Origin of the sequence: Kitasatospora sp. NPDC127060, from assembly GCF_042724935.1 — a bacterium.
Taxonomy (GTDB): Bacteria; Actinomycetota; Actinomycetes; order Streptomycetales; family Streptomycetaceae; genus Kitasatospora.
This window is the reverse complement of the sequence record NZ_JBHXEG010000087.1, coordinates 12,374-36,301: the sequence shown is the minus strand read 5'-3', so window position 1 is coordinate 36,301 and position 23,928 is coordinate 12,374. Positions and strand designations below refer to the sequence as shown.

The 23,928-nt window shown below is 72.7% G+C and carries 21 protein-coding genes; 19 read left to right on the top strand and 2 right to left on the bottom strand.

The annotated features are described in order from the left end of the window. Positions 1–87 precede the first annotated feature (87 nt). On the top strand, positions 88–909 hold the full coding sequence (locus ACFWIS_RS33845; protein WP_380458598.1) for a thioesterase family protein: 822 nt from the start codon (positions 88–90) through the stop codon (positions 907–909). 183 nt (positions 910–1,092) lie between these two features. Next, entirely contained in the window at positions 1,093–2,037 is a 945-nt protein-coding gene (locus tag ACFWIS_RS33840) for a hypothetical protein (RefSeq protein WP_380458596.1), read from the top strand. Between the two features lie 156 nt (positions 2,038–2,193). Here ACFWIS_RS33840 and ACFWIS_RS33835 read toward each other — a convergent pair whose 3' ends face one another. After that, entirely contained in the window at positions 2,194–2,697 is a 504-nt protein-coding gene (locus ACFWIS_RS33835; protein WP_030056198.1) for a transcriptional regulator, read from the bottom strand. A gap of 333 nt (positions 2,698–3,030) precedes the next feature. On the opposite strand from ACFWIS_RS33835, the gene pyrR reads away from it, so the two are divergent. The 14 genes from pyrR (at position 3,031) to ACFWIS_RS33765 (ending at position 19,668) form a co-directional block, all read left to right on the top strand. Further along, entirely contained in the window at positions 3,031–3,654 is a 624-nt protein-coding gene (gene pyrR / locus ACFWIS_RS33830; RefSeq protein WP_380458595.1) for a bifunctional pyr operon transcriptional regulator/uracil phosphoribosyltransferase PyrR, read from the top strand. A gap of 5 nt (positions 3,655–3,659) precedes the next feature. Next, positions 3,660–4,658: an aspartate carbamoyltransferase catalytic subunit gene (locus tag ACFWIS_RS33825; protein ID WP_380458593.1), complete on the top strand. Its 999-nt coding sequence runs from the start codon at positions 3,660–3,662 to the stop codon at positions 4,656–4,658. Next, a complete protein-coding gene (locus tag ACFWIS_RS33820) occupies positions 4,655–5,959 on the top strand; it encodes a dihydroorotase (protein WP_380458591.1) in 1,305 nt (434 codons plus the stop codon). Before ACFWIS_RS33825 ends, ACFWIS_RS33820 begins: the two co-directional genes overlap by 4 nt. Continuing rightward, positions 5,959–6,528: a hypothetical protein gene (locus ACFWIS_RS33815; protein WP_380458589.1), complete on the top strand. Its 570-nt coding sequence runs from the start codon at positions 5,959–5,961 to the stop codon at positions 6,526–6,528. The genes ACFWIS_RS33820 and ACFWIS_RS33815 overlap by 1 nt, the downstream gene beginning before the upstream one ends. Then, positions 6,525–7,682: a glutamine-hydrolyzing carbamoyl-phosphate synthase small subunit gene (gene carA / locus ACFWIS_RS33810; RefSeq protein ID WP_380458587.1), complete on the top strand. Its 1,158-nt coding sequence runs from the start codon at positions 6,525–6,527 to the stop codon at positions 7,680–7,682. The genes ACFWIS_RS33815 and carA overlap by 4 nt, the downstream gene beginning before the upstream one ends. Continuing rightward, positions 7,675–10,983 (top strand): carbamoyl-phosphate synthase large subunit, encoded by a 3,309-nt coding sequence (carB, locus tag ACFWIS_RS33805; protein WP_380458585.1) that lies wholly within the window; start codon positions 7,675–7,677, stop codon positions 10,981–10,983. The genes carA and carB overlap by 8 nt, the downstream gene beginning before the upstream one ends. 89 nt (positions 10,984–11,072) lie before the next feature. Continuing rightward, positions 11,073–12,176: a quinone-dependent dihydroorotate dehydrogenase gene (locus tag ACFWIS_RS33800; RefSeq protein WP_380458583.1), complete on the top strand. Its 1,104-nt coding sequence runs from the start codon at positions 11,073–11,075 to the stop codon at positions 12,174–12,176. A 40-nt stretch (positions 12,177–12,216) separates the two neighbouring features. Further along, positions 12,217–13,050: an orotidine-5'-phosphate decarboxylase gene (gene pyrF, locus ACFWIS_RS33795; RefSeq protein ID WP_380458581.1), complete on the top strand. Its 834-nt coding sequence runs from the start codon at positions 12,217–12,219 to the stop codon at positions 13,048–13,050. Positions 13,051–13,423: 373 nt separating this feature from the next. After that, positions 13,424–13,750 (top strand): integration host factor, actinobacterial type, encoded by a 327-nt coding sequence (gene mihF, locus ACFWIS_RS33790; protein WP_030290269.1) that lies wholly within the window; start codon positions 13,424–13,426, stop codon positions 13,748–13,750. A 49-nt stretch (positions 13,751–13,799) separates the two neighbouring features. Next, positions 13,800–14,357: a guanylate kinase gene (gene gmk, locus ACFWIS_RS33785; protein WP_380458579.1), complete on the top strand. Its 558-nt coding sequence runs from the start codon at positions 13,800–13,802 to the stop codon at positions 14,355–14,357. 37 nt (positions 14,358–14,394) lie between these two features. Then, a complete protein-coding gene (rpoZ, locus tag ACFWIS_RS33780) occupies positions 14,395–14,664 on the top strand; it encodes a DNA-directed RNA polymerase subunit omega (RefSeq protein ID WP_031072480.1) in 270 nt (89 codons plus the stop codon). A gap of 158 nt (positions 14,665–14,822) precedes the next feature. Further along, complete coding sequence (gene coaBC, locus ACFWIS_RS33775) at positions 14,823–16,052, top strand: bifunctional phosphopantothenoylcysteine decarboxylase/phosphopantothenate--cysteine ligase CoaBC (RefSeq protein ID WP_380524181.1); 1,230 nt, start codon at positions 14,823–14,825, stop codon at positions 16,050–16,052. A 151-nt stretch (positions 16,053–16,203) separates the two neighbouring features. After that, positions 16,204–17,412, top strand: coding sequence for a methionine adenosyltransferase (gene metK, locus ACFWIS_RS33770; RefSeq protein ID WP_380458575.1), 1,209 nt, complete (start codon positions 16,204–16,206; stop codon positions 17,410–17,412). A 171-nt stretch (positions 17,413–17,583) separates the two neighbouring features. After that, complete coding sequence (locus ACFWIS_RS33765) at positions 17,584–19,668, top strand: primosomal protein N' (protein WP_380458573.1); 2,085 nt, start codon at positions 17,584–17,586, stop codon at positions 19,666–19,668. A gap of 91 nt (positions 19,669–19,759) precedes the next feature. Here the strand turns inward: ACFWIS_RS33765 and ACFWIS_RS33760 are convergent, their stop codons facing one another. Beyond that, positions 19,760–20,341 (bottom strand): hypothetical protein, encoded by a 582-nt coding sequence (locus ACFWIS_RS33760; protein ID WP_380458571.1) that lies wholly within the window; start codon positions 20,339–20,341, stop codon positions 19,760–19,762. Between the two features lie 256 nt (positions 20,342–20,597). Between ACFWIS_RS33760 and def the strand changes: the two genes are divergently transcribed. The 3 genes from def (at position 20,598) to ACFWIS_RS33745 (ending at position 23,795) form a co-directional block, all read left to right on the top strand. Beyond that, a complete protein-coding gene (gene def / locus ACFWIS_RS33755; protein WP_380458569.1) occupies positions 20,598–21,143 on the top strand; it encodes a peptide deformylase in 546 nt (181 codons plus the stop codon). A 101-nt stretch (positions 21,144–21,244) separates the two neighbouring features. Beyond that, entirely contained in the window at positions 21,245–22,204 is a 960-nt protein-coding gene (gene fmt / locus ACFWIS_RS33750) for a methionyl-tRNA formyltransferase (RefSeq protein WP_380458567.1), read from the top strand. 130 nt (positions 22,205–22,334) lie between these two features. Further along, entirely contained in the window at positions 22,335–23,795 is a 1,461-nt protein-coding gene (locus ACFWIS_RS33745; RefSeq protein WP_380458565.1) for an RsmB/NOP family class I SAM-dependent RNA methyltransferase, read from the top strand. Positions 23,796–23,928 lie beyond the last annotated feature (133 nt).

The window sequence follows — 23,928 nt, the reverse complement described above, 5'->3', positions numbered from 1 at the left end:
GGTGGGCGTAGTGTGATGTCCTACTCACCAGTAACTTCGCCGGTGGAACCGCCGGCGACCGCGTCCGTGAACCGAAGGGCAGGCCCCATGACCACCGCCACCCGCAGCGAGTTCGACCGGGGCATCGCCCTGACCAGACACCCCGAGGAGGCCGGCCGCTACGAGGCCGAACTCGGCGACGGCTGGCAGATCGGCGGTGGGGTCAACGGCGGGCTGCTGCTCGCCGTGGCCGGACACGCGCTGTCGCTGGAGCACGGGCAGCACCCGGACCCGGTGTCGATCAGTGGTTACTACCTGTCCGCCTCCACCCCCGGCCCGGCCACCGTCCGCACCGAGGTGCTGCGCACCGGCCGCGGCCTGTCCACCGGCACCGCCTCGCTCAGCCAGGACGGCGTCGAACGCCTGCGCGTGGTGGCCAGCCACGGCGACCTCGCCACCGCCGACGGCGAGGTGCGCACCAGCGCCACCCCGCCGCAGCTGCCGCCGCCGGACCAGTGCATCGGCATCGAGCACGCGCCCCGCCAACTGGTCGAGCAGGCCGCCCTGCTGGAGCGCTTCGACCTGCGGCTCGACCCGGCCACCGTGGGCTGGGCGCTCGGGCAGCCCTCCGGCAACGGCCGGATCCAGGGCTGGTTCCGGCTCGCCGACGGCCGCGAGCCCGACCCGCTGCTGCTCCTGCTGGTCGCCGACGCGCTTCCGCCGGTCACCTTCGACCTCGGTCTCCCCGGCTGGGCCCCGACCGTCGAGCTGACCGTCCACCTGCGCGCCAAGCCCGCTCCGGGCTGGCTGCGGGTGGTCCACTCCACCCGCAACATGGCCGGCGGCTACTTCGAGGAGGACGCCGAGATCTGGGACGAGGCCGGCCGCCTGGTCGCGCAGTCCCGCCAGTTGGCCAGGGTGCCGCGCTAGGCCCTGCCCGGGGCCCGTCCTGGGGCCTGACGGTCGGGAGAACGCGGCTATTACCGGTGGTTACATTCCTGTGACACGCCGTACGTGTGTGGCGCGCGGAACTGGGGAGTAACACGGTCAGCGGCGAGCCCCGCCGCTGACCGTCACCGACCGACGCCCGCCCGCCGACGCCAGGAGCCCCCGATGACCAGCCGCAAGGGACGCGCCCGCCGCAACTCCGACTGCACCACCGGCGGCCCGCGCCCCGCGCTGCGGGCGCCGCACCGGCCGCGGCAGGCCGAGGGGACCGAGCAGGCGTTCGTCATCGGGGTGCTCACCAGCGCCGCGGACTTCGCCCGGGCCCGCGCCTGGGGGGTCTGCGACGCCCCCGACTACGAGCGCTACCTGGCGGACACCGCAGAGCTGCTGGCCGACGCGCTGGAGCGGTTCGAGACCGTCCGGGCCCGGATGTTCCACCCGCAGGACTTCGCGGAGTTCTGCCTGCTGCACGGACTGGACCCGGCCGAGCCGGCCGCCCGGGACCGCTACCTGGTCAACCTGCCGTTGCAGACCCAGCTGCTGGCCTATCAGGGCGAGGAACTGGCCGGGGACTTCGTGCCGCGGCTGGTCCGGGCCCGGGAGAACGGGCTGACGCTCTGCCACACCGACCTGCTGCTCGACGGCGGGCTGTACGGGGGCGCGGGGGAGACGGACGAGGAGCACACGCGCTGGGTGCGCGCCGCCTACCAGCGCGGGAGCGAGGTGTTCCGCCGGATGCTGGTCGGAGCGGGCGCCGGGGTGTACGAGCTGCGGCTGCGGGTGGACGCGCCGGGCGGCAGGCTGACCGCGGCGGCCCGGGTGCTGCAGTGGGAGGACGGCGTGGTGCGGATCAACGACGAGGACCTGGAGCTGGTCTGCGCGGTGCTGTGCGCCGGGCTGGCGCTGGAGCTGCCCGCGGTCGCCGTGCTCCACGGCTCCCAGGGCTCAGCGGCCTCCGGCGGGGCCCGCGGCGGAGCCGCCGACGAATGCTTCCTGCCGGCCGCCTGGGCCTGGTCGAGCAGCGGGCCGGACTGGGCGCCGGCCGCCCGCCCGGTCCGGCTGGACGGGGTCGCGGCGCAGCCGGGCTACAGCCTGGGGACGGTCTGCTGAGGTCCTGAGGTCCTGCCGAGGTCCGGTAGCGGTCACGGCAAACACCGCGGCGCGGCCCCCGGTGACCGGGGGCCGCGCCGTGACGTTTCTGCTGGCCGCCACCGAGGACATCGGTGCACGGTAGCGAGGTACCTGCCGAGGGCGGGTCGGCGAGCGTCAGCTCGCGTCCTCCTCGCGCACCGCGCGGCGCGCGTCGGGGTTGAGCACGCCCCAGGAGATCAGCTGCTCGGTGAGGATCGACGGCGACTGGTCGTAGATCACGGCCAGAGTGCGCAGATCGTCCTGGCGGATCGAGAGGACCTTGCCGTTGTAGTCGCCGCGCTGGCTCTGGATGGTCGCCGCGTAACGCTGCAGCGGTCCGGCCTTTTCGGACGGGACCTGGGTCAGTCTCTCCAGGTCGAGGACCAGGCGCGGCGGCGGCTCTGCCGCGCCGCCGGGGGTGCCGCCGGGCAGCAGTTCCTGCACCGGCACGCCGTAGAACTCGGCGAGCTCGGCCAGCCGCTGCACGGTGACCGCACGGTCGCCGCGCTCGTACGAGCCGACGACGACTGCCTTCCAGCGCCCCTGGGACTTCTCCTCGACACCGTGCAGGGAGAGCCCCTGCTGAGTGCGGATCGCTCGGAGCTTGCCTCCGAGCTGCTTCGCGTAGTCGCTGGACATTGATCTCCCCGGACGAGATTGCTTCGCGTTCAGTAGTGGGTCACGGGCGATTCGCCGACGTCGTTACCGGTGGGTTCGACGCCCGTCTCGTAACTCACTGTGAGGTTACGTAGAGTAAGGTAGTTGCGTCAAGCCGAATGGGGCACTCGTGCGAATGGCCCGCATCGTCGGCGCATCTGGTACGTGAACCCGGTGAAGCGGAATGATGGAGGTCCATTTGCCTCCCGGCGCGCTGGTAGGATGACCCGAAGCCCACGCCCGGTCGGCGGGGGCGGAATCCCAGACATCCTTTAAGGCCCGTCCAGTGAGGCGGGGAAGGAGGTCCGCTTCGGCATGACCACACACCAGGAACAGACGCCGCGGCCGCCGCACCAAGTGCTGGACGCCACGGACATCGCCCGGGTCGTCACCCGGATAGCGCACGAGATCGTCGAGCGCGCCAAGGGCGCGGAGGACGTCGTGCTGCTCGGCATCCACACCAGGGGCGTCCACCTCGCCCGCCGCCTGCACGGCCGGCTGGCCCAGATCACCGGGCGCGAGATCCCGCTGGGCACCCTGGACATCACCATGTACCGGGACGACCTGCGGCTGAAGCCCGCCCGCGCCCTGGAGCACACCGAGATCCCGCCCGGTGGCATCGACGGCAAGCTCGTCATCCTCGTCGACGACGTGCTGTTCTCCGGCCGCACCATCCGCGCCGCGCTCGACGCGCTGAGCGACATCGGCCGCCCGCGCGCCGTGCAGCTCGCCGTCCTGGTCGACCGCGGCCACCGTGAGCTGCCGATCAGGGCCGACTACGTGGGCAAGAACCTCCCCACCTCGCTGCGCGAGGCCGTGCAGGTCCGCCTGGCCGACACCGACGGCGTGGACGCCGTCCTGGTCGGCGACCGCGACCACACCGCCCGCAGCTCGCAGGCCCTGGCCTCCCAGCCCACCGAACCGCACCTCCCGGAGTAACCCGCGTGAAGCGCCACCTCGTCTCCGCCGCCGATCTCAGCCGCGACGACGCGCTGCTGATCCTGGACACCGCCGAGGAGCTGGCCCAGCTCTCCGGCCGGGCCGTTAAGAAGCTGCCCACGCTGCGCGGCCGCACCGTCGTCAACCTCTTCTTCGAGGACTCAACCCGCACCAAGACCTCCTTCGAGGCCGCCGAGAAGCGACTGTCCGCGGACGTCATCAACTTCTCCGCCAAGGGCTCGTCCGTCTCCAAGGGCGAGAGCCTCAAGGACACCGCGCTGACCCTGCAGGCGATGGGCGCCGACGCGGTCGTCATCCGGCACCACGCCTCTGGCGCGCCGGCCCGGCTGGCCCAGTCCGACTGGCTGCACGGCAGTGTGATCAACGCCGGTGACGGCACCCACGAGCACCCCACCCAGGCGCTGCTCGACGCCTTCACCATGCGCCGCCACCTCAACGCCGGCCCGGGCAACGACCTCGCGGGCCGCCGGGTCACGATCGTCGGTGACATCCTGCACAGCCGGGTCGCCCGCTCCAACGTGCACCTGCTGACCACCCTCGGTGCCCAGGTGACCTTCGTCGCCCCGCCGACCCTGCTGCCGATCGGCATCGAGAACTGGCCCTGCGAGGTCAGCTACGACCTGGACCGGGTGCTGCCCAAGACCGACGCCCTGATGATGCTGCGGGTGCAGCGCGAGCGGATGAACGCCGCGTTCTTCCCGACCGAGCGGGAGTACAGCCGCCGCTACGGCATGAACGGCCTCCGGATGGCCCAGCTGCCCGGGCACGCCATCGTGATGCACCCCGGCCCGATGGTCCGCGGCATGGAGATCACCGCCGAGGTCGCCGACTCGCCGCGCTGCACCGTGGTCGAGCAGGTCGCCAACGGCGTCTCCGTCCGGATGGCCGTCCTCTACCTGCTGCTCGGCGGCGCCGTGTTCGCCGACGGCACCACCGACACCGCCGCCGCCCCCCGCACCGACTCCGTGGAGACCGCTCAGTGACCAGCTACCTGATCCGCAACGCCAAGATCCTGGGCGGCGCCCCGCAGGACCTCCACCTCGCCGACGGCGTCGTCCAGGCGATCGGCACCGGACTGGCCGTCGAGGCGGACATCGAGATCGACGCCACCGGCATGATCGCCCTGCCCGGCCTGGTCGACCTGCACACCCACCTGCGCGAGCCCGGCCGCGAGGACGCCGAGACCGTGCTCACCGGCACCCAGGCCGCCGCGATGGGCGGTTTCACCGCCGTCCACGCGATGGCCAACACCACCCCGGTGGCCGACACCGCCGGTGTGGTCGAGCAGGTCTGGCGGCTCGGCCAGGAGGCCGGCTACTGCGACGTGCAGCCGGTCGGCGCCGTCACCGTCGGCCTGGAGGGCAAGAAGCTCGCCGAGCTGGGCGCGATGCACGAGTCCGCGGCCGGTGTCCGGGTCTTCTCCGACGACGGCAAGTGCGTGGACGACGCGGTGCTGATGCGCCGTGCCCTGGAGTACGTCAAGGCCTTCGACGGTGTCGTCGCCCAGCACGCCCAGGAGCCGCGGCTGACCGAGGGCGCCCAGATGAACGAGGGCCAGGTCTCCGGGGAGCTCGGGCTGGGCGGCTGGCCGGCCGTCGCCGAGGAGTCGATCATCGCCCGCGACGTGCTGCTCGCCGCGCACGTCGGCTCCCGGCTGCACGTCTGCCACCTCTCCACGGCCGGCTCGGTCGAGATCGTCCGCTGGGCCAAGTCCAAGGGCTGGGACGTCACCGCCGAGGTCACCCCGCACCACCTGCTGCTCACCGACGAGCTGGTCCGCTCCTACGACCCGGTGTACAAGGTGAACCCGCCGCTGCGCACCGCCGAGGACGTCCAGGCGCTGCGCAAGGCGCTCGCCGACGGCACCATCGACGCCGTCGCCACCGACCACGCGCCGCACCCGGCCGAGGACAAGGACTGCGAGTGGGCCGTGGCCGCGATGGGCATGGTCGGGCTGGAGACCGCGCTGTCGGTCGTGCAGCAGACCATGGTCGACACCGGCCTGCTGAACTGGGAGGGCGTCGCGGACCGGATGTCGCACCGCCCGGCCCGGATCGGCCGTCTCACCGGGCAGGGCCGGCCGATCTCGGTGGGTGAGCCCGCCAACCTGGTGCTCTTCGATCCCGCGTACCGTGGTGCCGTGAACCCCGAGAGCTTCGCGACCCGCAGCCGCAACACCCCTTACAAGGGCATGGACCTGCCCGGACGGGTGCACGCCACCTTCCTGCGCGGTCGCGCCACCGTGCTGGCCGGTGAGCTGGTCGAGCAGGGCGGGCTGAAGTGATGGACCACGCCACGCTCGCCAGGGAGCAGGCGAAGGTCACCGACTGGCCCGGCTACATCGGCTGGTCGATCGGGCTGCTGATCATCATCGGCCTGGTCTACTGGCTGATGCGCCAGGGCTGGAACTGGCGGCGCACCCTGCAGTCCGGGATCCCGCCGCTGCCCGCCGTGCCGGCCCGCCCCGGGCGGACCATCCTGGAGACCAGCGGCCGGTACCACGGCACCACCACCGCCGGGAACTGGCTCGACCGGGTCGTCGCGCACGGCCTGGGCACCCGCAGCCGGGTCGACCTCACCCTCGGCGAGGACGGCCTGCTGGTGCAGCGCCCCGGCGACGTGGACTTCTGGATCCCGGCCGAGCACCTCACCGGCGCCCGGACGGACTCCGGGATCGCCGGCAAGGTCGTCCCCTCCGGGCTGCTGGTGGTCACCTGGACCCACGAGGACACCGAGCTGGACTCCGGCTTCCGGGCCGACCACCCCGACGAGCACACCGCCTGGGTCGAGGCGATCACCCAGCTCGCAACACGTACTACGAAGACGAAGAAGACGGAAGAGGCCGCGCAATGACCGCACCTGCCCCCACCACGCAGCGCCAACGGCGGGAACGCGTCCCCGCCGTGCTCGTCCTGGAGGACGGCCGGACCTTCCGCGGCCAGGCCTACGGCGCCACCGGCGAGACCTTCGGCGAGGCGGTCTTCAACACCGGCATGTCCGGCTACCAGGAGACCCTGACCGACCCGTCGTACCACCGCCAGGTGGTCGTGATGACCGCCCCGCAGATCGGCAACACCGGCTGGAACGACGAGGACGACGAGTCCAAGCAGATCTGGGTCGCCGGCTACGTGGTGCGCGACCCCGCCCGGGTGGCGTCCAACTGGCGTTCCCGCCGCTCGCTGGACGAGGAGCTCGCCCGCCAGGGCGTGGTCGGCATCAGCGGTATCGACACCCGCGCGCTGACCCGCCACCTGCGCGAGCGCGGCGCGATGCGCTGCGGCATCTTCTCCGGCGAGACGCTGGCCGACCCGGCCGAGTTGCTCACCCGGGTGCAGCAGTCGCCCGAGATGAAGGGCGCCGACCTGTGCGCCGAGGTGGCCACCACCGAGCCGTACGTCGTGCCCGCGATCGGTGCGAAGCGCTTCACCGTCGCCGCGCTGGACCTCGGCATCAAGGCGATGACCCCGCAGCGGATGGCCGAGCGCGGCATCGAGGTCCACGTGCTGCCGGCCAACTCCACCCTGGAGGAGGTCTACGCCGTCAACCCGGACGGCGTCTTCTTCTCCAACGGCCCGGGCGACCCGGCCACCGCCGACCACCAGGTCGCCGTCGCGCAGGGCGTGCTGGAGCGGAAGACCCCGTTCTTCGGGATCTGCTTCGGCAACCAGATCCTGGGCCGCGCCCTGGGGTTCGGCACCTACAAGCTCAAGTACGGCCACCGCGGCATCAACCAGCCGGTGCAGGACCGCACCACCGGCAAGGTCGAGGTGACCGCCCACAACCACGGCTTCGCCGTGAACGCGCCGCTGGACCAGGTGAGCGACACCCCCTACGGGCGGGTCGAGGTCTCCCACGTCTGCCTCAACGACGACGTGGTCGAGGGCCTGCAGGCGCTCGACGTGCCCGCCTTCAGCGTGCAGTACCACCCCGAAGCGGCCGCCGGCCCGCACGACGCCGCCTACCTGTTCGACCGCTTCGTGAAGCTCATGGAGGGCCAGCGTGCCTAAGCGCACTGACATCAAGTCCGTCCTGGTGATCGGCTCCGGCCCGATCGTCATCGGCCAGGCCGCCGAGTTCGACTACTCGGGCACCCAGGCCTGCCGCGTCCTCAAGGCCGAAGGCCTGCGGGTCGTGCTGGTCAACTCCAACCCGGCCACGATCATGACCGACCCGGAGATCGCCGACGCCACCTACGTCGAGCCGATCACCCCGGAGTTCGTCGAGAAGATCATCGCCAAGGAGCGCCCCGACGCGCTGCTGCCGACCCTGGGCGGCCAGACCGCGCTCAACACCGCGATCTCGCTGCACGGTGCGGGCACGCTGGACAAGTACGGCGTCGAGCTGATCGGCGCCGACGTCGAGGCGATCAACAAGGGCGAGGACCGCGAGCTCTTCAAGGGCGTCGTCGAGGCGGTCAAGGCCAAGATCGGGTACGGCGAGTCCGCCCGCTCGGTCATCTGCCACACCATGGACGAGGTGCTGGCCGGCGTCGACACCCTCGGCGGCTACCCGGTCGTGGTCCGCCCCTCCTTCACCATGGGCGGCGCCGGCTCCGGCTTCGCCCACAACGAGGAGGACCTGCGCCGCATCGCCGGCCAGGGCCTGGCCCTCTCGCCGACCACCGAGGTGCTCCTGGAGGAGTCCATCCTCGGCTGGAAGGAGTACGAGCTGGAGCTGATGCGCGACAAGAACGACAACGTCGTGGTCGTCTGCTCCATCGAGAACTTCGACCCGATGGGCGTGCACACCGGTGACTCGATCACCGTCGCCCCGGCGATGACCCTCACCGACCGCGAGTACCAGATCCTGCGCGACATCGGCATCGCCGTCATCCGCGAGGTCGGCGTCGACACCGGCGGCTGCAACATCCAGTTCGCCGTCAACCCCGTCGACGGCCGGGTCATCGTCATCGAGATGAACCCGCGCGTCTCCCGCTCCTCGGCGCTCGCCTCCAAGGCCACCGGCTTCCCGATCGCCAAGATCGCCGCCAAGCTGGCCGTCGGCTACACCCTGGACGAGATCCCCAACGACATCACCGAGCAGACCCCGGCCTCCTTCGAGCCGACCCTCGACTACGTCGTGGTCAAGGTCCCGCGGTTCGCGTTCGAGAAGTTCCCGAGCGCCGACGCGACCCTGACCACCACCATGAAGTCCGTCGGCGAGGCCATGGCCATGGGCCGCAACTTCCCCGAGGCGCTGCAGAAGGCGCTGCGCTCGCTGGAGAAGAAGGGCTCCCAGTTCAGCTGGACCGGCCCCCTCGGCGACAAGGCCGAGCTGCTGGTCAAGTCCACCGTGCCGACCGACGGCCGGATCAACACCGTGATGGACGCCATCCGGGCCGGCGCCACCCCGGAGGAGGTCTTCGAGTACACGAAGATCGACCCGTGGTTCGTCGACCAGCTCTTCCTGCTGGACGAGATCGCCGGCGAGCTGGCCGAGGCCGCCGAGCTCACCCCCGAGCTGCTGCGCCACGCCAAGCGGCACGGCTTCTCCGACCAGCAGATCGGCGAGATCCGCGGCCTGCGCCCGGACGTCGTCCGCGAGGTGCGCCACGCGCTCGGCATCCGTCCGGTGTTCAAGACCGTCGACACCTGCGCCGCCGAGTTCGCCGCCAAGACCCCGTACTTCTACTCGTCCTACGACGAGGAGAGCGAGGTCGCCCCGCGAACCAAGCCCGCCGTGATCATCCTCGGCTCGGGCCCCAACCGCATCGGCCAGGGCATCGAGTTCGACTACTCCTGCGTGCACGCCTCCTTCGCGCTCGCCGACGCCGGGTACGAGACCGTCATGGTCAACTGCAACCCGGAGACCGTCTCCACCGACTACGACACCTCCGACCGGCTCTACTTCGAGCCGCTCACCCTGGAGGACGTGCTGGAGATCGTCCACGCCGAGCGGCAGGCCGGACCGCTGGCCGGCGTGATCGTCCAGCTCGGCGGCCAGACCCCGCTGGGCCTGGCCCAGGCGCTCAAGGACAACGGCGTGCCGATCGTCGGCACCCAGCCCGAGGCGATCGACCTCGCCGAGGAGCGCGGCGCCTTCGGCCGCGTGCTGCGCGACGCCGGGCTGCCCGCCCCCAAGCACGGCACCGCCTTCTCCTTCGCGGAGGCCAAGGCGATCGCCGACGAGATCGGCTACCCCGTCCTGGCCCGCCCGTCCTACGTGCTCGGCGGCCGCGGCATGGAGATCGTCTACGACGAGGCCTCGCTCGCCTCCTACCTGGAGCGCCACGCCGGTCTGATCTCCGAGCACCCGGTGCTGATCGACCGCTTCCTGGACGACGCGGTGGAGATCGACGTCGACGCGCTCTACGACGGCACCGAGCTCTACCTCGGCGGCGTCATGGAGCACATCGAGGAGGCCGGCATCCACTCCGGCGACTCCGCCTGCGCGCTGCCCCCGATCACCCTGGGCGGCTACGACATCAAGCGCCTGCGCACCTCCACCGAGGCCATCGCGCGCGGTGTCGGCGTCCGCGGCCTGATCAACATCCAGTTCGCGCTGGCCGGGGACATCCTCTACGTGCTGGAGGCCAACCCGCGCGCCTCCCGCACCGTCCCGTTCACCTCCAAGGCGACCGCCGTGCCGCTGGCCAAGGCCGCCGCCCGGATCTCGCTCGGCGCCACCATCGCCGAGCTGCGCGCCGAGGGCCTGCTCCCGGCCGAGGGCGACGGCGGCACCCTGCCGGCCGACGCCCCGATCGCGGTCAAGGAGGCCGTGATGCCGTGGAGCCGCTTCCGCGACATCCACGGCCGCGGCGTGGACACCGTGCTCGGCCCGGAGATGCGCTCGACCGGTGAGGTCATGGGCATCGACAAGGTCTTCGGCACCGCCTACGCCAAGGCGCAGTCCGGCGCGTACGGCGCGCTGCCGACCAAGGGCAAGGTCTTCGTCTCGGTCGCCAACCGGGACAAGCGCAACCTGGTCTTCCCGGCCCGGGCGCTGGTCGGCCTCGGCTTCGAGGTGCTCGCCACCGCCGGCACCGCCGAGGTGCTGCACCGCGGCGGCATCCCGTCCACCCTGGTGCGCAAGCACAGCGAGGGCGAGGGCCCGAACGGTGAGAAGACGATCGTCCAGCTGATCCACGACGGCGAGGTCGACCTGATCATCAACACGCCGTACGGCACCGGCGGCCGCCTCGACGGCTACGAGATCCGCACCGCCGCGGTCTCCCGCGGGGTGCCCTGCCTGACCACCGTCCAGGCGATGGGCGCGGCCGTCCAGGGCATGGACGCGCTGCTGCGCGACGAGGTCGGAGTGATGTCGCTCCAGGAGCACGCCGAGCTGATCAACGCCGGTCGCAAGTAGCACCACCGCAGTGGGGGGCACCGGAGACGGAATGGTGCCCCCCACTCGTATGCCCGAGTACGGTTTCCGCTGCGGGAGTTGACCCCACTTTGTACAAGTTCCTGTTCGACCTCGTCTTCAAGAAGATGGACCCGGAGAAGGCCCACCACCTCGCCTTCTTCTGGATCCGGCTCGCCTCCTCGGTGCCCGGACTGCGCACCCTGGTGCGGCTGGTGCTCGCCCCGCGCGACCGGGCGCTGCACACCAGAGCCCTCGGCCTGGACCTGCCCGGTCCGTTCGGGCTCGCGGCCGGCTTCGACAAGAACGGCGTCGGCATCGACGGCCTGGCGATGCTCGGCTTCGACTACGTCGAGATCGGCACCATCACCGGTGAGCCCCAGCCCGGCAACCCGGCGCCCCGGCTGTTCCGCCTGGTCGAGGACCGCGCGCTGATCAACCGGATGGGCTTCAACAACCAGGGCTCGGCCCGGGTCGCCGCCCGGCTGGCCGCCCGTCCGCACACCAGCTCCACCCCGGTGATCGGCGTCAACATCGGCAAGACCAAGGTGGTCGAGGAGGCCGACGCCGTCGCCGACTACGTCAAGTCGACCGAGCGGCTGGCGAAGTACGCCGACTACCTGGTGGTCAACGTCAGCTCCCCGAACACCCCCGGACTGCGCAACCTCCAGGCCGTCGACCACCTGCGCCCGCTGCTGGCCGCCGTCCGTGAGGCCGCCGACCGCACCACCGCGCACCACGTGCCGCTGCTGGTCAAGATCGCCCCCGACCTGGCCGACGAGGACATCGACGGGGTCGCCGACCTGGCCCTGGAGCTCGGCCTGGACGGCATCATCGCCACCAACACCACGATCGGCCGCGAGGGCCTGCGGGCCGACCCGCAGCGGGTCGAGGAGATCGGCATGGGCGGCCTGTCCGGCGCCCCGCTGAAGGCCCGCGCCCTGGAGGTGCTGCAGCGCCTGCGCGCCCGCACCGGGGGCCGGCTGACGCTGGTCTCGGTCGGCGGCGTGGAGACCGCCGAGGACGCCTGGCAGCGGATCATCCACGGCGCAGACCTCGTGCAGGGCTACAGCGCCTTCATCTACGAGGGGCCGTTCTGGTGCCGCCGGATCCACCGGGGCCTCTCGGCCCGGGTCCGCGCCGCGGGCTTCCGCAACCTGGCGGCGGCCGTCGGCAGCGCCGTCCGCAGCTCGTGACCTCCGTACAGGATCCCGTACAGAATCCGGAAAGGACGACATGACCCTCGCCCCGTTCGGCGCCCGGCTGCGCCGAGCCCTCGACACCCGCGGCCAGCTCTGCGTCGGCATCGACCCCCACGCCTCCCTGCTCTCCGCCTGGGGGCTCGGCGACGACCTCGCCGGGCTGGAGACCTTCAGCCGCACGGTGGTGGAGGCGCTGGCCGACCGGGTGGCCGTGCTCAAGCCGCAGGCCGCCTTCTTCGAGCGCTTCGGCAGCAAGGGCGTCGCGGTGCTGGAGAGGACCGTCGAGGAGGCCCGCGCGGCCGGTGCGCTGGTCCTGATGGACGCCAAGCGCGGCGACATCGGCTCCACCATGGCCGCCTACGCGGAGGCCTTCCTGGCGCCCGGCAGCCCGCTGTTCTCGGACGCCCTCACGGTCAGCCCGTACCTGGGCTTCGGCTCGCTGCGCCCGGCCCTGGACCTGGCCCGCGAGCAGGGCTGCGGGGTGTTCGCGCTGGCGCTCACCTCCAACCCGGAGGGTGCCGAGGTGCAGCGAGCGGTCGGTGCGGACGGCGAGCCGGTCGCCGCGTCCGTGCTGCGCCAGCTGGCGGCCGAGAACGCGGACGCCGCGCCGCTGGGCTCCTACGGTGCGGTGGTCGGCGCGACGCTGGCCGACGCCGGCGTGGACCTGGCCATCAACGGCCCGCTGCTGGCCCCCGGGATCGGCGCCCAGGGCGCGACCATGGCGGACCTGCCGCGGGTGTTCGGCGCCTCGGTGATCAACGTGGTGCCGAGCGTCAGCCGGGACGTGCTCAAGCACGGGCCGTCGGTGCCGGCCCTGCGGGAGGCGGCGGAGCGCTTCGTCGGCGAGTTCGCGGACGCCGTCAAGTAGCGCGGGCGGCCCGGCCGGTAGCCGATCGGTAGCCGGGTGGTGACCGTGCGCAGTGTCCGCAGGACGGCGGGGCGGCACCGGAGTTGACGTGAGCGCCGTCACATCGACCCCGTCAAAGTTTCGCAATCGCGGTCATTTTGCCCTGGAAAGTCCTGGTCGGCCTTGGCTGACCAGGACTTTTCGTGTTCTTTTCCTGACGCGGCGCCGCAATCCGGGTAGTGTCCGGCGATAGGTCATCGGCGAGTTGCGAATCCCGCAGCTCCCGCAGGTCAGGGCCCTGTGGTTCCCCATTGGGCTCCCCTTGCGGACGGTGTCCTGAGTACCGAACCAGTCATAGCTCAATCCCTTCCTTCCACACCCTGAGGTGAACGGCGTGGCTCTTCCGCCCCTTACCCCTGAACAGCGCACCGCCGCGCTCGCCAAGGCCGCCGAGGCTCGCCGGGAGCGCGCCGAGGTCAAGAACCGGCTCAAGCACTCCGGCGCCTCCCTGCACGAGGTGATCAAGGCCGGCAAGAACGACAACGATGTCATCGGCAAGATGAAGGTGTCGGCCCTGCTGGAGTCCCTTCCGGGCGTCGGCAAGGTTCGCGCCAAGCAGATCATGGAGCGCCTCGGCATCAGCGAGAGCCGCCGTGTCCGCGGTCTCGGAACGAACCAGATCGCCTCCCTGGAGCGGGAGTTCGGCGGTGGCGCCGCCTGACCGTGCCCCCGTGGTCCCGGGATCGTCCGCGATCCGGGATAATCGGTGCATGAGTGAGCGTCCGCGGCTGACCGTGCTCTCCGGCCCCTCGGGGGTCGGCAAGAGCACGGTCGTCGCTCATATGAGGAAGATGCACCCCGAGGTCTGGCTCTCGGTGTCGGCCACCACCCGGCACCCGAGGCCCGGCGAGAAGAACGGTGTCCAGTACCACTTCGTCGACAACGACGAGTTCGACAAGCTGATCGCCAACGGCGAGTTGCTGGAATGGGCCGAGTTCGCGGGCAACCGCTACGGCACCCCCCGTGCGGCCGTGCTGGAGAAGCTGGAGCGCGGCGAGCCCGTCCTGCTGGAGATCGACCTGCAGGGCGCCCGCCAGGTGCGCGAGTCGATGCCGGAGGCCCAGCTGGTCTTCCTGGCGCCGCCGAGCTGGGACGAGCTGGTCCGCCGGCTGACCGGCCGGGGCACCGAGGCGCAGGACGTGATCGCGCGGCGGCTGGAGGCGGCCAAGGTCGAGCTCGCGGCCGAGGCCGAGTTCGACACCACCCTTGTCAACACCTCCGTCGAGCAGGTAGCGGCCGAACTGCTAGCCTTGCTCGGTGTAGCCTGACCTGTCAGTCTTTTCCACCCTTTCGGAAGGTTTTCGCGTGTCCTCTTCCATGACCGCGCCCGAGGGCATCATCAACCCGCCGATCGACGAGCTGCTTGAGGCCACCGACTCGAAGTACAGCCTCGTGATCTACGCCGCCAAGCGCGCGCGCCAGATCAACGCTTACTACTCCCAGCTCGGCGAGGGCCTGCTGGAGTACGTCGGCCCGCTGGTCGACACCCACGTGCACGAGAAGCCGCTGTCGATCGCGCTGCGCGAGATCAACGCGGGCATGCTGACCGCCGAGGCGATCGAGGGCGCTGCCTGAGGCAGCCCCGTATGTTTCCCGGAGGGCCGGGCGGAATCACTCCGCCGGGCCCTCCGGCGTTTTCGGCGGGGTCGCCGGTTGTGGGCCGGGCCACGGTGTGGGGGGTGGCTGAGGGGCCGTAGGGTGGGCGGGTTCCCGATGCGGAGAAAGGCCGGTAGATGAACGCGAGTGTGGACGCTCCCCGGGTGGCTCTGGGCGTCAGCGGCGGGATCGCCGCCTACAAGGCGTGCGAGCTGCTGCGCCGGTTCACCGAGTCCGGCCATCAGGTCACCGTGGTGCCGACCGCGGCGGCGCTGCACTTCGTCGGCGAGGCCACCTGGGCCGCGCTGTCCGGCCGCCCGGCCGCCACCGAGACCTGGGAGCGCGTGCACGAGGTGCCGCACGTGCGGATCGGGCAGCAGGCCGACCTGGTGGTGGTCGCCCCCGCCACCGCCGACCTGATCGCCAAGGCCGCCCACGGGCTCGCCGACGACCTGCTGACCAACACCCTGCTCACCGCCCGTTGCCCGGTCGTCCTGGCGCCCGCCATGCACACCGAGATGTGGGAGCACCCGGCCACCCGGGAGAACGTCGCCACCCTGCGGCGACGCGGTGTGATCGTGCTGGAGCCGGCCGTCGGGCGGCTCACCGGCAAGGACACCGGCAAGGGGCGGCTGCCCGAGCCCGGCGCGATCTTCGAGGCCTGCCGGGCCGTGCTGCGCCGCGGCGGGGCGGTGCCCACCGACCTGGCCGGCCGGCACGTGGTGGTCTCGGCCGGCGGCACCCGGGAGCCGCTGGACCCGGTGCGCTTCCTCGGCAACCGATCCTCCGGCAAGCAGGGCTACGCGCTCGCCGTGACCGCCGCGGCGCGCGGGGCGCGGGTGACCCTCGTCTCGGCCAACGCCGAGCTGCCCGACCCGGCCGGGGTGGACGTGGTGCACGCCTCGACCGCGCTGGAGCTGCGCGAGGCGGCGCTGAAGGCGGCCGCGGACGCGGACGCCGTGGTGATGGCCGCCGCGGTGGCGGACTTCCGGCCCGCCGAGTACGCGACCGGCAAGATCAAGAAGGTCGAGGGGGTCGAGCCGGCGCCGGTCGCGCTGGTCCGCAACCCCGACGTGCTGGCCGAGCTGTCGGGGCACCGGCCCCGTTCGGGCCAACTGGTGGTGGGTTTCGCGGCGGAGACCGACGACGTGCTCGCGAACGGCCGCGCCAAGCTCGCCCGCAAGGGCTGCGACCTGTTGGTCGTCAACGAGGTGGGCAACGGAAAGGCCTTCGGGCAGGACGTCAACGAGGCCGTGGTGCTGGGGGCGGACGGCAGTGAGACCCCCGTACCGGTCGGGCCCAAGGAGGCGCTCGCGGACGTCGTCTGGGACCTGGTCGCAAAGCGGATGGAACCGGGTCGGAACTGATCGGGTCCCGCTGGAGAACGGTCTTGATTTCCGGAAGCGGGTGACGTTCGACGGAAGCAGACCGTTAGAATCCAGGAATCAAGTCTTTCCGGATGTCCCCGGTCTCGCCGGGGGCCTTCAGTCAGCAGCCGCTGCAACCCCAGGGAGCGCTGTGTCTCGCCGCCTGTTCACCTCGGAATCCGTGACCGAGGGACACCCCGACAAGATCGCTGACCAGATCAGCGACACCATCCTTGACGCTCTCCTGCGGGAGGACCCGACCTCCCGGGTCGCCGTGGAGACGCTCATCACCACCGGCCAGGTGCACGTGGCCGGCGAGGTGACCACCAAGGCGTACGCGCCGATCGCCCAGCTCGTCCGGGACAAGATCCTGGAGATCGGCTACGACAGCTCCAAGAAGGGCTTCGACGGCGCCTCCTGCGGCGTGTCGGTGTCCATCGGTGCCCAGTCGCCCGACATCGCGCAGGGTGTCGACACCGCGTACGAGGCCCGGGTCGAGGGCGACGAGGATGACCTGGACAAGCAGGGGGCCGGCGACCAGGGGCTGATGTTCGGCTACGCGTCCGACGAGACGCCCGAGCTGATGCCGCTGCCGATCACCCTGGCGCACCGCCTCTCCCGCCGCCTCACCGAGGTGCGCAAGAACGGGACCATCCCGTACCTGCGCCCCGACGGCAAGACCCAGGTCACCATCGAGTACGACGGCGACAAGGCCGTCCGCCTCGACACCGTGGTCGTCTCCACCCAGCACGCCAGTGACATCGACCTGGAGTCGCTGCTCACCCCGGACATCCGCGAGTTCGTCGTGGAGCCGGAGCTGAAGGCGCTGGCCGACCAGGGCATCAAGCTGACCACCGACGGTTACCGCCTGCTGGTCAACCCGACCGGCCGCTTCGAGATCGGCGGCCCGATGGGCGACGCCGGCCTCACCGGCCGCAAGATCATCATCGACACCTACGGCGGCATGGCCCGCCACGGTGGCGGCGCCTTCTCCGGCAAGGACCCGTCCAAGGTGGACCGCTCGGCCGCGTACGCGATGCGCTGGGTGGCGAAGAACATCGTCGCCGCCGGCCTCGCCAGCCGCGCCGAGGTGCAGGTCGCGTACGCGATCGGCAAGGCCGAGCCGGTCGGCCTGTTCGTGGAGACCTTCGGAACCGAGACCGTGCCGGTCCTCTCGATCCAGAGGGCCGTCTCCGAGGTCTTCGACCTCCGCCCGGCCGCGATCATCCGTGACCTGGACCTGCTGCGGCCGATCTACTCCCAGACCGCCGCGTACGGCCACTTCGGCCGGGAGCTGCCGGACTTCACCTGGGAGCGCACCGACCGGGTGGAGCAGCTGAAGGCTGCCGTCCAGGACTGACGCGCGCTCCGTGCAGCGGCGCCCGCCCCGGCTCGGGGTGGGCGCCGCGCCGTTTTGTGCGCGGCGGCTTCTCTGCGGGGGGGGTCTGTGCGCGGTGGCTTTGTGCGGGGTGGCTTTGTGCGCGGTGGCTTTGTGCGCGGTGTCGGTGTGACCTGGTAGTAGTTGGGAGCGATGAGCAGCACAGGGGAGAACGGGGCCGCCGAGCCGGAGCAGCTGGCGTTCATCCGGGAGACGGTCAAGCGGGCCAAGCCCCGGACGTGGCACGGGGCCAAGCGGGCCGAGCACCTGCCGGTGGCCCGGGTCGTGGTGGACAAGGGCGTGCTCACCATCGACAAGCTCTTCGACTACGAGGTGCCGGCCGCCATGGCCGAGGAGGCCCAGCCGGGCGTCCGGGTGCGGGTGCGCTTCGGGGCGCGGGTGGTCAGGGGGCAGCGCGAGGGCGGGGAACTCCATGACGGGTTCATCGTCGCCCGGCTGGAGAAGAGCGACTTCGCCGGCCCGCTCGCCCCGCTCGCCCAGGTGCTCTCGCCCGAACCGGTGCTCACCCCGCAACTGCTCCGGCTCTGCCGCACCGTCGCCGACCGGTACGCCGGCACGCTTGCCGACGTGCTGCAGCTCGCCGTGCCGCCCCGGCACGCCAAGGCCGAGGCCGAACCCTCCCCACCGCCGCTGCCGCGCCCGCCGGTCCCTGCCCCCGGCGGCTGGCAGCGCTACCCGGCCGGGCCCGACCTCCTCGCCGCGCTGGCGGGCGGCGGATCGCCGCGCGCCGTGTGGGCCGCCCTGCCCGGGCCCGGCTGGCCGTACGAAATCGCCCGGGCGGTCGCGGCCACGCTGGCCGGCGGGCGCGGCGCGCTCGTGGTGCTGCCGGACCGGCGGTCGGTGGCCCGGGTCGACCAGGCGCTGACCGAGCTGCTCGGACCGGGGATGCACATGGCGCTGGAGGCCGAACTCGGCCCGCGCGAGCGCTACCGGCGCTGGCTCGCGGTCAGCCGCGGCTCGGTGCACGCCGCGATCGGCACCAGGGCCACCATGTTCGCGCCGGTGCGCGACCTCGGGCTGGTGGTGGTCTGGTCCGACGGCGACGGCAGCCACAGCGACCCGCGCGCCCCCCACCCGCACGTGCGCGAGGTCGCGCTGCTGCGCGCCGCCGAGGAGGGTGCGGCCGTCCTGCTCGGCGGGCACGCGGTGACCGTCGAGGGCGCCCAGCTGGTCAGCACCGGTTGGGCGCGGCCGCTGGTCGCCGACCGGGAGATGGTCCGGCAGGTCGCGCCCCGGGTACGCACCGTCACCGACCAGGACCAGCACCGGGACGCCGCCGCCCAGGCCGCCCGGCTGCCCTCGATCGCCTGGGAGGCCGCCCGGGAGTCGCTGGCGGCCGGGCACCCGGTGCTCATCCAGGTGCCCCGGCGCGGCTACGTGCCCCGGCTGGCCTGCGGACGCTGCCGCACCCCCGCCCGCTGCCGACGCTGCGAGGGGCCGCTGGAGGCGCCCGCCGCGGACGCCGGGCTGAGCTGCAGCTGGTGCGGGGAGGCCGAGAACGACTGGCACTGCCCCGAGTGCGGCTCCTTCCGGCTACGGGCCCAGGTGATCGGCGCCCGGCGCACCGCGGAGGAGCTGGGCAAGGCGTTCCCGCGGATCCCGGTCCGGACCTCGGGGCGGGACGCGGTGCTGGACACCGTGCCGGACGAGCCCTCGTTGGTGATCTCCACCCCCGGGGCGGAGCCGTTGGTCGAGGGCGGCACCGGGTACGGCGCGGTGCTGCTGCTCGACGGCTGGGCACTGCTCAGCCGGCCCGACCTGCGGGCCGGGGAGGAGACCCTGCGGCTCTGGCTGGCGGCGGCCGCGCTCGCCCGGCCCTCGACGGAGGGCGGGACGGTCGTCGTGGTCGCCGAGCCGTCGGCCCGGCCGGTGCAGGCGCTGGTGCGCTGGGACCCGCTGGGGCACGCCGGGCTGGAGCGGGACGAACGGGCGCAGCTGCACTTCCCGCCGGTGTCGCGGATGGCCGCGGTGAGCGGGAGCCCGGCCGCCGTCGCCGACCTGCTGAACCTGATCCGGCTGCCGGAGGGCGCCGACGTGCTCGGACCGGTGCCGGTGCCCGCCCTGCGCGGGGAGGAACAGGAGCGGGCGCTGCTGCGGGTGGCGCCCGGGCAGGGGACCGCGCTGGCGGCGGCGCTCAAGGCGGCGCAGATCGCGCGGATCGCGCTGCGGACGGCTGAGCCGGTGCGGGTGCGGGTGGATCCGACGGACATCGGGTAGCGGCGGGGCTCGGGGCTGGGGCGCTGGGGGCGGGCCGGGGCGGGGTGAGTGGGCCACCCCGCCCCGGGCGGCCCGGGTGTGGCGGGGCTGGTCAGCCGCGGAGGGGGATGCCGGTCTGGGGGCGTTCGGCGGGCGTGCGGTCGCGGTCGATGGGGGTGCGGTCGTGGGCGTTGCGCTCCAGGCTGGAGCGGTCGAGGCCGCCCTGGCGGGCCGCGGGAACGGTGGCGGCCAGGCCGCCGCGTTCGGCGGGGGCGGGGAGCTCCTCGGAGCGGTCCGGGCGGGTGGGGCCCGGGACGGCGCCGCTGGCGGCGAGGAGCTCGCTGGTCGGGCGGCGCATGCCGTAGCGGCGGTGCACCGCCTGCTTGGTGACCCCGAGGGCGGAGCCCACCGAGTCCCAGGAGAAGCCCAGCGCCCGGTCGAACTCGACCGCCGCCGCCACCAGGGTCTCCACGCTCTCCCGCAGCTCCTGCGCCAGGCGCACCGTCGGCGCCGGAGCCCGTCCGTACACCACGAAGCCGGCCGAGGTGCTCGGACGGCGCGGTCGGTAGACGTTGCCCAGCTGGGCGGTGAGCGTCCGCAGCGCGTCGACCTGGCGCCTCACCCGCTCGATGTCCCGCACCAGCAGGTGCAGGCTCGCCCGTGCCCGGGCGTCGTGGTTGATCTGCTCAGCCATGGCCTACGTGCCACCTTCCGTACGGTTCAGCTCGGCCGGAGCGCGGTGTCCCGTGCGCCCGGCCCCGGTCAATCTCTCTTGACCAACGCCGAAGCGGGGGCCGGGGTAACGCGGCTCGGCAGGTTCGGGATATGCCAGTAGCCGATGCGGGCGTCCGCGGACGGCCCGTCGGGGCGCCCGGGCGGGTTGCATAGACTTGCGGGGAACCAGTCGTTGCCCGTAGCCCGCGCCCACCCCGGACAGGAGCCCGTACCCCGTGGCGATCCAGCCGATCCGTCTCTTCGGAGACCCCGTCCTGCGGGCCACCGCCCAGCCGGTGACCACCTTCGACAAGGAACTGCGCAACCTGGTCTCCGATCTCACCGACACCATGCTCGATGCCCCCGGCGCCGGCCTGGCCGCGCCCCAACTCGGCGTCTCGCTAAGGGTGTTCACGTACCACGTGGACGGCGTCACCGGGCACCTGATCAACCCGGACCTGTCACTCAGCGAGGACGAGCAGGAGGGCCCGGAGGGCTGCCTGTCGCTGCCCGGACTGCGCTACGACACCAGGCGCGCGTACGGCGTGGTGGCCAAGGGCTTCAACATGTACGGCGACCCGGTCACGCTGGAGGGCACCCAGCTGCTCGCCCGGTGCATCCAGCACGAGACCGACCACCTGGACGGCATCATCTTCATCGACCGGCTCGACCGGGAGCAGCGCAAGGCCGCGCTGAAGGCCATCCGGGAGACCGACTGGGGCACCGGACCGGCGCCCGTCGTCAAGGTCTCGCCGCACAGCACCTTCGGCTCGGCGCGCTGAGTTCGCCCCGCGCTGAGTTCGCCCCGCGCCGAGTTCGCCCCGCGCTGAGCCCGTTCCTCGCTGAGCCCGTTCCTCGATTTCCGTATACAGAAAGGCACTTGATGCGTCTCGTCTTCGCCGGCACCCCCGAGGTCGCCGTTCCCGCCCTGGACGCGCTGATCGCCTCCGACCGCCACGAGGTCGTCGCGGTGGTCACCCGCCCCGACGCCCCCGCCGGGCGCGGGCGCAAGCTGGTCGCCAGCCCCGTCGCCCAGCGCGCCGAGGAGGCCGGGATCGAGGTCCTCAAGCCGGCGAAGCCCAGCGACCCGGACTTCGTCGCCCGGCTCACCGAACTCGCCCCCGACTGCTGCCCGGTGGTCGCCTACGGCGCGCTGCTGCGGCCCGGCACCCTGGAGATCCCCAAGCACGGCTGGGTCAACCTGCACTTCTCGCTGCTGCCCGCCTGGCGCGGTGCGGCCCCGGTCCAGCACTCGGTGCTCGCCGGTGACGAGGTGACCGGCGCCTCCACCTTCCTGATCGAGCAGGGCCTGGACTCCGGCCCGGTCTACGGCGTGATCACCGAGGAGATCCGCCCGGCCGACACCAGCGGTGAACTGCTCACCCGGCTGTCGTTCTCCGGCGCCCGGCTGCTCGCCGCCACCATGGACGGCATCGCGGACGGCTCGCTGCACGCCGTGCCGCAGCCGGCCGAGGGCGTCACGCTCGCGCCGAAGATCACCGTCGAGGACGCCCGGATCGACTGGAGCCACCCGGCACTTCGGATCGACCGGGTGGTGCGTGGCTGCGCGCCGGCACCGGGGGCGTGGACGGAGTTCCGGGGCGAGCGGCTGAAGGTCACCGGGCCGGTCAAGCTGCTGCCGGAGGCGGCCGAGCTGGCGCCGGGCGAGGTCGCGATGGCGGGCAAGAACAGCGTGCGGGTCGGGACCGGGTCGCACGACATCGAGCTGGGGGAGGTGCGTCCGCAGGGCAAGAAGGAGATGCGGGCGGCCGACTGGGCGCGCGGGGCGCGGCTGGAGGCGGGGGAGCGGTTCGGGGCCCGGGGGGACGGCTCCGAGGGCTGACCGTCGGGTTTGGCGTTACTGTTCGTTCGAGCCGTGCGAGCCGTGCGAGCCGTGCGAGCCGTTCGGTTTGTTCGATTCATTCGGTTCGTTCAAGATCTTCCGATAACCATCGCAGCACTTTGAGGTTTCTGTGAGCACCCCCAGTACCCCCGGCACGTCCGGCACGTCCGGCGCCAAGCGGGCGCCCCGCCCGCACCGCCGTCCCAAGAAGGACCCGGCCCGGATCGTCGCGTTCCGGGCGCTGCGCGCCGTCGACGAGCGGGACGCGTACGCCAACCTGATCCTGCCCTCCCTGCTCCGCGAGGCGGAGCAGAAGGGCATGGACCGGCGCGACGCCGCCCTCGCCACCGAACTCGTCTACGGCACCCTGCGGCTGCAGGGCACCTACGACGCGGTCATCGCGGCCTGCATCGACCGGCCGCTGAGCAAGGTCGACCCGCCGGTCCTCGACGTGCTCTCGCTCGGCGCCCACCAGCTGCTCACCACCCGCATCCCCAGCCACGCGGCCGTCTCGGCGACCGTCGAGCTGGCCCGGGTGGTGCTCGGCGACGGCAAGGCCAAGTTCGTCAACGCCGTGCTGCGCCGGATCAGCGCGCACGACCTGGACGCCTGGATCGAGCGGGTCGCGCCCTCGTACGACAAGGACGCCGAGGACCACCTGGCGGTCGTGCACTCGCACCCGCGCTGGGTGGTCTCCGCGCTCTGGGACTCGCTCGGCCGCTGGCAGCCGGACGCCTCCGGGCGCACCGCGATCGAGGAACTGCTGCGGGCCGACAACGAGCGGCCCGAGGTCACCCTGGTCGCCCGGCCCGGCCGGGCCACCGTCGGTGAACTGGCCGACGTGCTGCCGGAGGCCCAGCCCGGGCGCTGGTCCCCGTTCGCGCTGCGGCTCGCCGAGGGCGGCGACCCGGGCGCGCTGGACGCCGTCCGGGAGAACCGGGCCGGTGTGCAGGACGAGGGCAGCCAGCTGGTCGCGCTGGCGCTGGCCGCCGCGCCGCTGGAGGGCCCGGACCGGCTCTGGCTGGACGGCTGTGCCGGCCCCGGCGGCAAGGCCGCACTGCTCGGCGCGCTCGCCGCGGAGCGGGGCGCCGGGCTGGTCGCCAGCGAGAAGCAGCCGCACCGGGCCCGGCTGGTGGCGCGGGCCCTGGAGGGCAACCCCGGGCCGTACACGGTGATCGCGGCCGACGGGACCCGCCCGGCCTGGCGCTCCGGCGGCTTCGACCGCGTCCTGGTCGACGTGCCGTGCTCCGGTCTGGGCGCACTGCGCCGCCGTCCGGAGGCGCGCTGGCGCCGCCGGCCGGCCGACGTCGCCGCCTTCGGCCCGCTCCAGCGGGACCTGCTGCGCTCGGCGATCGAGGCCACCCGGATCGGCGGGGTGGTCGGCTACGCGACCTGCTCGCCGCACCTCGCGGAGACCCGGGCGGTCGTCGACGACGTGCTGCGCGGGGAGGGCGGCCGGGTCGAGTGGATCGACGCGCGGCCGCTGCTGCCCGGTGTCCCGGCGCTCGGCGACGGTCCGGACGTGCAGCTGTGGCCGCACCTGCACGGGACGGACGCGATGTACCTGGCGCTGCTGCGGCGGACCGCCTGAGGCGTGGGCCCACCCCCGACGTCCGCGTTGCGTGGGATGCGGACGGGAGGGCCCCGCCCCGGCGGCGGGTTGGACCAACCGGAGGGGGGGGCGGCCGGGGGGGGGGCTGGTTTCGATGAAGTGGGTGTGGCCG

Coding starts and splice junctions, on each gene's coding strand:
- ACFWIS_RS33845 (WP_380458598.1), top strand. CDS start 88: ATGACCACCGCCACCCGCAGCGAGTTCGACCGGGGCATCGCCCTGACC.
- ACFWIS_RS33840 (WP_380458596.1), top strand. CDS start 1,093: ATGACCAGCCGCAAGGGACGCGCCCGCCGCAACTCCGACTGCACCACC.
- ACFWIS_RS33835 (WP_030056198.1), bottom strand. CDS start 2,697: ATGTCCAGCGACTACGCGAAGCAGCTCGGAGGCAAGCTCCGAGCGATC.
- pyrR (WP_380458595.1), top strand. CDS start 3,031: ATGACCACACACCAGGAACAGACGCCGCGGCCGCCGCACCAAGTGCTG.
- ACFWIS_RS33815 (WP_380458589.1), top strand. CDS start 5,959: ATGGACCACGCCACGCTCGCCAGGGAGCAGGCGAAGGTCACCGACTGG.
- carA (WP_380458587.1), top strand. CDS start 6,525: ATGACCGCACCTGCCCCCACCACGCAGCGCCAACGGCGGGAACGCGTC.
- pyrF (WP_380458581.1), top strand. CDS start 12,217: ATGACCCTCGCCCCGTTCGGCGCCCGGCTGCGCCGAGCCCTCGACACC.
- gmk (WP_380458579.1), top strand. CDS start 13,800: ATGAGTGAGCGTCCGCGGCTGACCGTGCTCTCCGGCCCCTCGGGGGTC.
- coaBC (WP_380524181.1), top strand. CDS start 14,823: ATGAACGCGAGTGTGGACGCTCCCCGGGTGGCTCTGGGCGTCAGCGGC.
- ACFWIS_RS33765 (WP_380458573.1), top strand. CDS start 17,584: ATGAGCAGCACAGGGGAGAACGGGGCCGCCGAGCCGGAGCAGCTGGCG.
- ACFWIS_RS33760 (WP_380458571.1), bottom strand. CDS start 20,341: ATGGCTGAGCAGATCAACCACGACGCCCGGGCACGGGCGAGCCTGCAC.
- fmt (WP_380458567.1), top strand. CDS start 21,245: ATGCGTCTCGTCTTCGCCGGCACCCCCGAGGTCGCCGTTCCCGCCCTG.